The sequence below is a fragment of the Pseudarthrobacter sp. GQ63 genome (assembly GCF_059758765.1).
In genome coordinates this window covers 154,086-165,100 of the sequence record NZ_JCAXEF010000002.1, presented here as the reverse complement: position 1 = coordinate 165,100, position 11,015 = coordinate 154,086, and the positions used below count along the sequence as shown (strand labels likewise).

The window sequence follows — 11,015 nt, the reverse complement described above, 5'->3', positions numbered from 1 at the left end:
TCGGGAACCGACAGCCACAGTTTAGTTCTCTGACCCGCGCGGCGGCAGTGCCCGCGCGGTGCCTTTTCCCGGGTTAGGGGGTCAGGAGTCGCCGCCGCTGAAGCGCATGATCAGGCCCAGCGCGATGATGACCATTCCCCAGGTGACGCCCAGGACGACGGTGAACCTGTTCAGGTTGCGTTCGGCAACGCCGGAGGAGCTGAGGCCTGAGCTCATGCCGCCGCCGAACATGTCCGACATCCCGCCGCCCCGTCCCTTGTGGAGGAGGATGAGCAGCGTCAGCAGGAGGCTGGTGATGCCCAGGAGGATCTGCAGAATGACATGAAGAACGTCCACGACGGCCTTTCAGGAAGTTGGAATTGCGGGAGTGTGCGCGGCGGGACGGACTAGTCCGTCACCAGGTGACTCTCGAACCTGACAATATTAGCAAACTCGGCCGGATCGAGGCTCGCCCCGCCCACCAGCAGGCCGTCAACATCGCGTTCCTTGAGGATTGCTGCCGCGTTGTTGGCCTTGACCGAGCCGCCGTACAGCAGGCGGGTCTTAGCGGCGGTGTCCGCTCCGAACAGCTGCCCGAGCTCGGCGCGGATTGCCGCGCACATCTCCTGCGCGTCTTCCGGGCCGGCTACTTCACCGGTGCCAATGGCCCAGACGGGTTCGTACGCGACGACGAGCTCAGCGGCCTGGTCGGCGTTCAGCCCGGCCACACCGGCACGCAGCTGCTCCAGGGTGTGGTTGACGTGGGTGCCCGCCTGGCGGATCTCCAGGCCTTCGCCGACGCAGAGCACGGGCGTGACGCCGTGCTTGAAGGCGGCCTTGACCTTGGCGTTGAGGACGTCGTCGGATTCGTTGTGGATGGTGCGGCGTTCGCTGTGGCCCACCAGGACGTACTTGCAGCCGAGCTTGTTCAGGAACTGGCCGGAAATATCGCCCGTGTAGGCACCGGAGTCGAACTGTGAGAGGTCCTGCCCGCCGTAGGCGACATCCAGGTCGTCGCCCTGGACAAGGGTCTGGACGCCGCGGAGGTCCGTGAACGGCGGGAAGACGGCAACCTCAACCCGGCTGTAGTCGTGCTTGGCGTCGGAAAGGGTCCAGGCAAGTTTCTGCAGCAGGGTGATGCCCTGCACGTGGTCCATGTTCATCTTCCAGTTGCCCGCGATGAATGGCTTGCGGTCGAAAGCGCCGTTCGTTGACGTTGTCACGTATTCTCCAAAAAGTACTAGATAAGTGTTCGGCCGGCAGGCTGCCGTGGGCAACCTGCCGGCCGGAGGGACTGAAGGGTCAGGTACTGCTGCCGGAGGGAACCACCGGGCAGGGCCCTACCGGTCCAGGACGCTGAGCCCCGGCAGTTCCTTGCCTTCGAGGTATTCCAGGCTTGCACCGCCGCCGGTGGAAATATGGCCGAACTGGTCGTCGGCGAACCCGAGCGTGCGGACCGCAGCGGCCGAGTCTCCGCCGCCTACCACGGTGAACGCTTCGGTTTCGGTGAGGGCCTGGGCGATGGCGCGGGTGCCGGCGGAGAAGGCTTCAAACTCGAAGACCCCCATCGGGCCGTTCCAGAACACGGTCCTGGCACCCTTGATCCGCTCGGCGAATGCTGCCGCCGAGTCCGGTCCAATGTCCAGTCCGATACCCTGGGCGCCGAAGCTGCTGCCCTCGATGTTGTCTGCAGGGACGGTCTCGTGGGCAGCGTCTGCCGCGAACTTCTCCGCCACCACGACGTCCGTGGGCACGACAAACTCCGTGCCCGCATCCGCTGCGCGCCTGAGGTAATCCTGGACCACGGGAATCTGGTCCTCCTCGAGCAGGCTGGAGGCCACTTTGTGCCCGGCTGCCGCGAGGAACGTGAAGAGCATTCCGCCGCCCACCAGGATGGTGTCAGCCTTGCCCAGCAGGTTGTCGATGACGGCCAGCTTGTCCGAGACCTTGGAGCCGCCGAGCACCACCACGTAGGGGCGCTGGGTGTCCGTGGTGAGCTTCCGCAGGACCTCAACCTCGGTGTGCACAAGGTCGCCGAGGTAGGACGGAAGCCGGGTGGCGACGTCGTACACGCTGGCGTGCTTGCGGTGCACGGCTCCGAAGGCGTCGTCCACGTAGGCGCCGTTGTCACCGGTCAGGGCCACCAGCTCGTCTGCGAAGGCGCCGCGCTCGGCGTCGTCCTTGCTGGTTTCACGGGGATCGAACCGGACGTTCTCGAGGACAAGGACCTCGCCGTCCTGCAGGGACGCTGCTGCCTCCCTGGCGGCGCTGCCAACAGTGTCGGCGGCGAGGGTGACCTTGAAGCCGGCCAGTTCAGCCAGGCGGCTTGCTGCGGGCCGAAGGGAGTATTTCTCCTCGGGAGCGCCCTTGGGGCGTCCGAGGTGGGCTGTTACCAGCACGCGGGCACCGGCGTCCGTAAGCTTTGACAGCACTGGCAGTGAGGCCTTGATGCGGCCGTCGTCAGTGACTGTAGAGCCGTCGAGCGGCACATTCAGGTCACTTCGAACCAGAATGTACCGCCCGCGGACACCTTCAGCGATGAGTTCGTTGAGGGTGTTTGATGTCATGTGTCTAACCCTAGCCCAGCTTGGCTGCGACAAGCTCCGTGAGGTCGACGAGGCGGTTGGAGTAGCCCCATTCGTTGTCATACCAGGAAACAACCTTGACCTGGTTGCCGATCACCTTGGTCAGGCCGGAGTCGAAGATGGACGAAGCCGGGTCGCCGACGATGTCGCTGGAGACGATGGGCTCGTCGGTGTAGGTCAGGAAGCCCTGCAGCTCCTCGGACTCGGCAGCGCGCTTGAGGGCGGCGTTGACTTCCTCCACGGTGGTCTCGCGGGAGACCGTGACCGTCAGGTCGGTGGCGGAGCCGGTGGGCACGGGTACGCGAATGGCGTAGCCGTCCAGCTTGCCCTTGAGCTCGGGCAGGACCAGGCCGATGGCCTTGGCAGCACCGGTGGACGTGGGCACCATGTTGATGGCGGCGGCGCGGGCGCGGCGCAGGTCCTTGTGCGGGCCGTCCTGCAGGTTCTGGTCAGCGGTGTAGGCGTGGACCGTGGTCATGAGGCCGCGCTCGATGCCGAACTCGTCGTTGACCACCTTGGCCAGCGGGCCGAGGCAGTTGGTGGTGCAGGAAGCGTTGGAGATGATGTGGTGCGTGGCGTTGTCGTACAGGTTGTGGTTCACGCCCATCACGATGGTGATGTCCTCGTCAGAGGCAGGAGCGGAAATCAGGACCTTCTTGGCGCCGGCGTCGATGTGCTTCTGGGCATCGGCAGCCTTGGTGAAGAAGCCGGTGGACTCGATCACGATATCCACGCCCAGCTCGCCCCAGGGAAGGTTGGCGGGATCCCGCTCGGCGAGGACCTTGACGACGGTGCCGTTGACGACGATGTTGCCGTCCTTGACCTCGATGGTCTCCTTCAGGCGGCCGCCGACGGAGTCGTACTTGAAGAGGTGTGCGAGTGCTTCGGGGCTGGTGAGGTCGTTGACTGCAACGATCTCCAGGTCCGCGCCCTGTGCGAGTGCTGCGCGGAAGTAGTTGCGGCCAATACGGCCAAAGCCGTTGATACCAATACGGGTCGTCACTTTTTCAGTCTCCTTGGTGCTTTCAGAAGCACAACTAGTTGAGCGGGCTATCAAGCCAACTAACAGATCCCGCACGCCATTGGGCAGAGATGATTTACATACGGAGGGCGACCAGCCTCATTGCTGAAGGCTAACCGCCTTCCGTGACCTATCTTACGTTTAACTTGGTCCGCCCCCGCAAGTGCGGGGGCGGACCGTCCACATCCCGGCCTTTATATGTCCGGATTGTGAAGTTTGTTACACCGTGGTGCGATGCACCTCACTACGGCAGGGTGATAAGACCCGTGGCGCTGGTGCGGGCAGCCTCGAAGCGCTTTGCGACGTCGGCCCAGTTGACGATGTTCCAGAACGCCTTGACGTAGTCCGCCTTCACGTTGACGTAGTCCAGGTAGAAGGCGTGCTCCCACATGTCCAGCATCAGCAGCGGGGTGGTGCCGAGCGCAACGTTGCCCTGCTGGTCGTAGAGCTGCTCGATGACCAGATTGCCGCCGATGGGCTCGTAGGCCAGGAAGCCCCAACCTGAACCCTGCAGGCCAAGTGCAGCCGCGGAGAACTGGGCACGGAAGGCGTCGAAGGAACCGAACGCGTCATCGATGGCGGCTGCGAGTTCACCCTCGGGCTTGTCGCCGCCGTCCGGGGAAAGGTTGTTCCAGAACACCGAGTGGTTGACGTGCCCGCCGGTGTGGAATGCGAGGTCCTTGGAGAGCCGGTTGATGTTGGCGAAGTCGCCCTTCTCCCGGGCTTCCGCCAGCTGGGCCAGGGCGTTGTTGGCGCCGGCCACGTAGGCTGCGTGGTGCTTGCTGTGGTGCAGCTCCATGATGCGCGCGGAAATGTGCGGCTCCAGGGCGGCGTAATCGTAGCTGAGTTCGGGCAATACGTACTCGGTCACAAAATCCTCCAATATCGTGGACATTCGGTCCGGTTGGTAACTCTCGGATTATGCATCCGGGCGGCTGGCGCCCGGAATCCTTTTTGATTCTATGGGGCTGTCACTCGTCCAGCATTTCAGGCGTCACATTGGCGTCGGTCCCCGGGATGCCGAGGTCGAGGGCGCGCTTGTCCGCCATGGCCAGCAGCCGGCGGATCCGGCCGGCAATGGCGTCCTTGGTCATGACCGGGTCCGCAAGGCGTCCCAGCTCATCCAGGCTGGCCTGCTTGTGCGCCACCCGGAGTTCGCCGGCGTACTTCAGGTGGTCCGGAACGTCGTCGCCAAGGATCTCAAGGGCCCTGTCCACGCGGGCGCCCGCCGCCACGGCCGCCTGGGCGGAGCGGCGCAGGTTGGCGTCGTCGAAGTTGGCCAGGCGGTTGGCGGTGGCGCGGACTTCCTTGCGCATCCGCCGTTCTTCCCACACCATCAGCGCATCGTGGGCACCCATCCGGGTAAGGAGGGCAGCGATGGTGTCGCCGTCGCGGATGACCACCCGGTCCACGCCGCGGACTTCGCGGGCCTTCGCCTGGATATCCAGCCGGCGTGCGGCGCCCACCAGCGCCAGCGCGGACTCCGGCCCCGGGCAGGTGACCTCAAGGGAGGAGGAACGTCCGGGTTCCGTCAGCGAACCGTGCGCCAGGAAGGCGCCGCGCCAGACGGCTTCGGCGTCAGCGGCGGAACCGTTGACGACGGCGGACGGCAGCCCGCGCACGGGACGGCCGCGGCCGTCGAGGAGGCCAGTCTGGCGTGCCAGCGCCTCGCCGTCGCGGACCACCCGGACCACGTAGCGGCTGGCCCGGCGCAGTCCCCCGGCGGAGACCACGATGATTTCGCTCTGGTGTCCGTAGACTTCGGCGATCGCGGCCCGCAGGCGGCGCGCCGTGGAGGCGAGGTCCACTTCCGCCTCGATGACGATGCGCCCGGAGATGATGTGCAGCCCGCCCGCAAAACGGAGCATGGCGGAAACCTCGGCCTTGCGCACTGATGACTTTTTGATGTCCAGACGGGACAGTTCTTCTTTGACCGATGCTGTCAGTGCCATGGCACCTTCCTAACTGTTCCCAAAAATGTCCTGGTACGCCGTCGCCAGACGCAAGGGGTCGTGGACGGGACGGCGGCCCGACGCCCCTACTTTACCCAAGACCACCTCGGCGCCGATCATCGCGGCGGCTTTCTCGAACTCCTGCCGGTCCGGGACGGAGGCGGGATCAGCAAGGACCACGTCCACGCTGAACCCGGGAGCGTAGCGCCGCAGCACGTCCAGGTGGTCGGCGGCGGTCATGCCCGTTGTTTCCTTCGTGTCCGTGGCCAGGTTCATGGTCAGGCAGCGCTTGGCCGGTGTCTGGCACAGTGCCTGGCGCATCTCGGGCAGGAGGAGGTGCGGCAGCACGGAGGTGTACCAGGAGCCGGGGCCAAGGATCACCCAGTCCGCGAGCTCGATGGCCGTCAGGGCTTCGACGCAGGCCGGGGCTGCCTCGGGCAGCAGCCGCACCTGCTCCAGGGACCCTGCCACGGCACAGCGGGCCTGTCCCCGGATGGTCTGGAGGGCGGTGCCGCCGTCCGGGGCGTTGACGCGCACATCCCCCTCGATGGTGAGCGGCACGGTGGACATGGGCAATACCTGGCCGCGTGCCCCCAGCAGTGCGCCTGCCCACCTGAGCCCGGCTACGGCGTCGCCCAACAGCTCCCAAAGGGTCACAATAAGGAGGTTTCCCATGGCATGTTCGTCCAGGGATCCGCCCGGGCCCCTGCCGGGACGGAAGCGGTGCTGCATGACGTCCCGCCAGGTGCGTCCCCAGTCGGTGTCGTCGCACAGGGCGGACAGCGCCATCCGCAGGTCGCCGGGCGGAAGGACGCCGTACTCTTCGCGCAGGCGCCCGGAGGATCCGCCGTCGTCCGCTACTGTCACCACGGCCGTCAGGTCGGAGGTGAGCAGGCGCAGGGCAGAGAGCGAGGCGGACAGGCCGTGGCCGCCGCCCAGGGCAACAACGTTGGGCCCCTTGTCATGCTGGCCCGCTGCGGACCCCGCGGGCGGGACCAGAGGCAGGGCGCCGGTGAACAGCGACATTACTCCCGGCCCAGATCCCGATGGGTGGTGGTCACCGTGACCCTTGGGTACTGCGCCAGCTTCTTGGAAAGCTCGACGGCGACCGCCACCGAGCGGTGCTTCCCGCCCGTGCAGCCCACCGCGATGGTGGCGTAGTGCTTGTTTTCTCGGCGGTAACCGTCCAGGACAGGCTCCAGGGCCATGACGTAGCGGTCCACGAAATTCTTGACGCCCTCGGCCTCAAGCACGTAATCGCTGACATCCTTGTCCAGGCCGGTATGTGGGCGCAGTTGCGGCACCCAGTGAGGGTTGGGGATGAACCGGACATCGGCCACATAGTTGGCGTCCACGGGCAGGCCGTACTTGAACCCGAAGCTCATGACGTTCAGGCGCAGGGCTACGGGGCCGGTTTCGCTGAACAGTTCGGTGATGGCGGTGGCCAGGCCGTGCACGTTGTAGCCGGAGGTATCCAGCACGACGTCGGAGCTGTCGCGGAGTTCCTGCAGCAGCTCACGTTCGGCAGCGATTCCGTCCAGGATCCGGCCGCCGCCCTGCAGCGGGTGCGGCCGGCGGCCCTGTTCGAACCTTCGGACCAGGACGTTGTCGCTGGCATCGAGGAAGAGCACGCGGAAGGTGACACCGCTGGCGGCAAGGGCTCCCAGCGCGGCACGGATATCCGCGAACAGGCCCTTGCTGCGGACGTCGATGACCACTGCGAGCCGCGGAATGGACTGCGGGGCGTGGGACACCAGCTCCGCCAGGGTACCCAGCATCTGCGGCGGGAGGTTTTCCACGACGTACCAGCCGTGGTCCTCGAGGGCGTCAGCGGCTGTGCTCCGCCCGGCTCCGGACATTCCGGTGACCACCAGCAGCTCCGCTTCGAGGGGCTTGACGGGCTGCAGCCCGTCCTCCCCGGCTCCGGATTCCGCCGTCGTGTCTGCCATTAAGTCCGCCCCGTTTCTGTTGTTGTCCCGCAGGCTGCCGCGTTGGCGGAAACCCCGTTCTTTACCCTAGCCAAGTTTCAGGGAACTCCGCTAAGTTTCGATCACTTCGCCGGTGGTCATATTGATGGCCGGCACCGGTGCCGCTCCGGGACCGTCCGGCGCGAAGTGGTTGACGATCGCGGTGGCCAGGGCCGGCCCGATGCCTTTCGCCTGCGACAGCTCCGCGGCCGAGGCTGCCTTGACGCCCTTGACCGAGCCGAAGTGCGCCAGCAGTGCCTTGCGCTTGGACGCGCCGAGGCCCGGCACCCCGTCCAGTGCGGAGACGGTCATCGCTTTCCCCCGCTTTTGCCGGTGGAAGGAGATGGCGAAACGGTGGGCCTCGTCCCGGATCCGCTGCAGCAGGTACAGCCCCTGCGATGTCCTGGGCAGGATCACCGGGAAGTCGCTGTCCGGCAGCCATACTTCCTCCAGGCGCTTGGCCAGGCCCACCACGTAGACGTCCACGATGCCCAGGTCCGCGAGGGCGCGGGCTGCAGCGTTGACCTGGGGCTTGCCGCCGTCCACCACCACCAGGTTGGGCGGATAGGCGAACTTCGCCCGCGGCGCCGGCGTGGTGGTGTCCAGGGAGCTGTCCTGGCCCTGTGCCGGGTCCTGGGCCGGGTCCTGCCCGTCAGCGGCACCGGCCAGGGCGGCCTCATCCACCTGCGCCGACTTGTCCTGGAGATAGTGGCGGAACCGGCGCGTCAGCACGTCGTGCATGGCCGCGGTGTCGTCCGCCGCGGCGGGTCCGGTGACCGAGAACTTCCGGTAGTCGGATTTCTTAGGCAGTCCGTCCTCCACCACCACCATGGAGGCCACCACGTTGGTGCCCTGCACGTGCGAGACGTCGAAGCATTCGATCCGCAGGAGCGGGACTGGAAGGTCCAGCGCCTCCTGCAGTTCCTGGAGCGCCTGGGACCTCACGGTCAGGTCCCCGGCGCGCCGGGTCTTGTGCAGTTTCAGGGCGTGTTCGGCGTTCTCCCTCACCGTGGACAGCAATGTGGCCTTGTCCCCCCGCTGCGGCACGCGGATATCAACCTTGGCACCCCGGAGTCCGCTGAGCCATTGCGCCAGCTCGTCGGCGTTGCTTGGGGTGACGGGCACGAGTACCTCGCGGGGAAGCCTTCCGTGGCTGTCGCCATCTTCACCGTAAACCTGCTGCAGCAGATGCTCCACAAGGTCCGGAGTGGTGGAATCCTCCACCTTTTCAACCACCCAGCCACGCTGGCCGCGGATCCGGCCGCCGCGGACGTGGAACACCTGGACGGCGGCTTCGAGTTCGTCCTCGTGCAGCGCGAAGATATCGGCGTCGGTCTCGTCTGCGAGCACAACGGCGTTGCGTTCAAAGACCTTGCGCAGGGCGGTGATGTCATCGCGGACCCGGGCGGCGCGCTCATAGTCAAGCTCGGCCACGGCTTCGGCCATCTGCTTTTCCAGCTTGACGATGAAGCGCTTGGCTTCCCCGCCCATGAAGGCGCAGAAGTCCTCGGCCAGGGCACGGTGGTCCGGCGGGGAAATCCGGCCCACGCAGGGGGCTGAACACTTGTCGATGTAGCCCAGGAGGCAGGGCCGGCCGCTGGCTTCCGCGCGCTTGAACACACCCGCGCTGCAGCTCCGCACCGGAAAGACGCGGAGCAGGGTGTCCATGGTTTCGCGGATGGCACCGGCGGTGTAGGGGCCGAAGTAGCGGGTGCCCTTCCGTTTGTCGCCGCGCATCACCTGGACGCGCGGATACTTCTCGTTCAGGGTCACGGCCAGGTAGGGGTAGGTTTTGTCGTCCCGGAAGACGACGTTGAAGCGCGGCTTGAATTCCTTGATCCAGGTGTACTCCAGCTGCAGCGACTCTAGCTCGCTGCCCACCACAGTCCATTCGACGCTGCTGGCCGCGTGGACCATGGCGTAGGTCTTGGGCAGCAGCCCGGCGGGGTTGGCGAAATAGGAGTTCAGGCGGGAGCGCAGGCTTTTCGCCTTCCCCACGTAGATCACCCGGCCGTGCTGGTCGCGGAACCGGTACACCCCGGGGTTGGTGGGAATTTCACCCGTCTTCGGCCTGTAACTTGCTGGATTTGCCACCTATACAGTCTACTGAGGCGCCGGCAGGACTTATTCCACGGTCTTGCTCTGGTTGTAGCTGGTGGACCGTTCCTGGCCGCTGAGCTCGGCGATGGCGTCCATGATGCGGTCCGTCACTTCGCGGCGGGCCGGCAGCGAATGGTCGGGGCCGGTCTTATCGAAGTACAGCGGCTCCCCCACCTTCATGGTGAAGTGCTGGGGCCGCACGCCGCTCTCTCCCGCGCGCTGGAGGTTCTCGGTTCCGATCAGGCCAACAGGGATGACCGGCGCGCCGGTGGTCAGGGCAAGCCAGCCCACGCCGGTGCGGCCGCGGTAGAGGATGCCGTCCCGGGAGCGAGTGCCTTCCGGGTAGATGCCGATGCCTTTCCCGGATTCCAGGATGTCCAGCAGCGTCTTGAGCGCCTGCACGCTGGCTGCCTGCTCGCCCCGTTCCACGGGGATGGAACCGACGGATTCGAAGAAGGCCTTCATGACCCTGCCCTTGACGCCCCCGGTGGTGAAGTATTCGGCTTTCGCGAAGAAAGCGACGGGACGCGGCATCAATGCCTGGACAATGACGCTGTCGAAGAATGAGAGGTGGTTGGGGGCCACGATGAACGGCCCGTCGGTTGGGACGTTTTCAAGTCCGACGACGGTGGGCCGGCAGGTGCCTGAGATCAGGCTGCGGGTGGTCCAGCGTACGGCATCAAACATTGCCATCGTTGGTCACCCCGCTCATGGCGGCCGCGTGGACAGCCTGCATCCGTCCGATCAGCTCCTCAAGGCCTTCCGCGGTGTCCACGATCGCCACGGCACCTGCCTCTTCCAGTTCGCCGTCCGGGGCGAATCCCCATGACACCCCGATGCAGTCCAGGCCGTTGGCGATGGCACCGGAAACGTCCTGGGCCCGGTCCCCCACCATCACCGCATGCTGCGTGTCCAGGTCCTTGAGTGCGGCGGCGATGATTTCGGTTTTGCCCAGCGGAATCCCCTGCACGGCGCTCTCGTCATCCGCGGAACCGTGGATGCCGTGGAAAAGCCCGTCCACGCCGTGATGCTCCAGTACCGTGCGGGCCAGGCGCTGCGGTTTCTGGGTGGCAACAGCCACCGGCAGCCCTGCTGCGGCAAAGGACTCCAGGACTTCGCGGACGCCCGGGTAAATCCGGCTCTGCGCGATCCCGGTGGCAACGTAGTACTCGCGGTAGAGGCGGATGACTTCATCCAGCAGGTCCGCCGGCACCTGTGCCACGTTCAGCAGGGCATCACTGAGCTTCGGCCCGATCATCGAGTGGAGCAGGTCCTGGCCTGGAACCGGCAGCCCCACGGCACGCAGTGCCGAGGCAATTCCGTCTGTTATCCCACCGGCCGGATCGACAAGAGTGCCGTCCAGGTCAAAGATCACGGGCACTGTTGTTTGAGTCACCGGGTTAGTTTCTCA

General features: G+C 65.9%; 11 protein-coding genes. All 11 read right to left on the bottom strand.

The window, feature by feature from the left end; genetic code table 11:
* Window positions 1-81: 81 nt before the first annotated feature.
* A complete protein-coding gene (gene secG, locus AC6CHP_RS05205; RefSeq protein WP_104187299.1) occupies window positions 82-336 on the bottom strand; it encodes a preprotein translocase subunit SecG in 255 nt (84 codons plus the stop codon).
* A 50-nt stretch (window positions 337-386) separates the two neighbouring features.
* Window positions 387-1,202 carry a triose-phosphate isomerase gene (tpiA, locus tag AC6CHP_RS05200; RefSeq protein ID WP_188729807.1) on the bottom strand — a complete coding sequence of 272 codons (816 nt, stop codon included), beginning with the start codon at window positions 1,200-1,202 and terminating at the stop codon, window positions 387-389.
* A 117-nt stretch (window positions 1,203-1,319) separates the two neighbouring features.
* A complete protein-coding gene (locus tag AC6CHP_RS05195; protein ID WP_377192004.1) occupies window positions 1,320-2,546 on the bottom strand; it encodes a phosphoglycerate kinase in 1,227 nt (408 codons plus the stop codon).
* A 10-nt stretch (window positions 2,547-2,556) separates the two neighbouring features.
* Entirely contained in the window at window positions 2,557-3,567 is a 1,011-nt protein-coding gene (gene gap / locus AC6CHP_RS05190; RefSeq protein ID WP_104187307.1) for a type I glyceraldehyde-3-phosphate dehydrogenase, read from the bottom strand.
* A 262-nt stretch (window positions 3,568-3,829) separates the two neighbouring features.
* Window positions 3,830-4,456, bottom strand: coding sequence for a superoxide dismutase (locus tag AC6CHP_RS05185; RefSeq protein WP_066280635.1), 627 nt, complete (start codon window positions 4,454-4,456; stop codon window positions 3,830-3,832).
* A 100-nt stretch (window positions 4,457-4,556) separates the two neighbouring features.
* Window positions 4,557-5,537, bottom strand: a complete 981-nt coding sequence (gene whiA, locus AC6CHP_RS05180) for a DNA-binding protein WhiA (RefSeq protein WP_015937022.1) — start codon at window positions 5,535-5,537, stop codon at window positions 4,557-4,559.
* Window positions 5,538-5,546: 9 nt separating this feature from the next.
* Entirely contained in the window at window positions 5,547-6,563 is a 1,017-nt protein-coding gene (locus tag AC6CHP_RS05175) for a gluconeogenesis factor YvcK family protein (protein ID WP_104187311.1), read from the bottom strand.
* Window positions 6,563-7,486: an RNase adapter RapZ gene (gene rapZ / locus AC6CHP_RS05170; protein WP_104187314.1), complete on the bottom strand. Its 924-nt coding sequence runs from the start codon at window positions 7,484-7,486 to the stop codon at window positions 6,563-6,565. The genes AC6CHP_RS05175 and rapZ overlap by 1 nt, the downstream gene beginning before the upstream one ends.
* A 90-nt stretch (window positions 7,487-7,576) precedes the next feature.
* Entirely contained in the window at window positions 7,577-9,598 is a 2,022-nt protein-coding gene (gene uvrC, locus AC6CHP_RS05165; RefSeq protein ID WP_498228405.1) for an excinuclease ABC subunit UvrC, read from the bottom strand.
* Between the two features lie 30 nt (window positions 9,599-9,628).
* The gene (locus AC6CHP_RS05160) at window positions 9,629-10,297 is read right to left on the bottom strand and encodes a lysophospholipid acyltransferase family protein (protein ID WP_188729813.1); all 669 of its coding nucleotides are present in this window, start codon (window positions 10,295-10,297) and stop codon (window positions 9,629-9,631) included.
* Window positions 10,284-11,000, bottom strand: coding sequence for an HAD hydrolase-like protein (locus AC6CHP_RS05155; RefSeq protein ID WP_188729815.1), 717 nt, complete (start codon window positions 10,998-11,000; stop codon window positions 10,284-10,286). Before AC6CHP_RS05155 ends, AC6CHP_RS05160 begins: the two co-directional genes overlap by 14 nt.
* Window positions 11,001-11,015 lie beyond the last annotated feature (15 nt).

Bases quoted from the DNA above. Each gene is read 5' to 3' on its own strand.
- whiA (WP_015937022.1), bottom strand. From the start codon at position 5,537: ATGGCACTGACAGCATCGGTCAAAGAAGAACTGTCCCGTCTGGACATC.
- AC6CHP_RS05175 (WP_104187311.1), bottom strand. From the start codon at position 6,563: ATGTCGCTGTTCACCGGCGCCCTGCCTCTGGTCCCGCCCGCGGGGTCC.
- AC6CHP_RS05160 (WP_188729813.1), bottom strand. From the start codon at position 10,297: ATGGCAATGTTTGATGCCGTACGCTGGACCACCCGCAGCCTGATCTCA.
- rapZ (WP_104187314.1), bottom strand. From the start codon at position 7,486: ATGGCAGACACGACGGCGGAATCCGGAGCCGGGGAGGACGGGCTGCAG.
- AC6CHP_RS05195 (WP_377192004.1), bottom strand. From the start codon at position 2,546: ATGACATCAAACACCCTCAACGAACTCATCGCTGAAGGTGTCCGCGGG.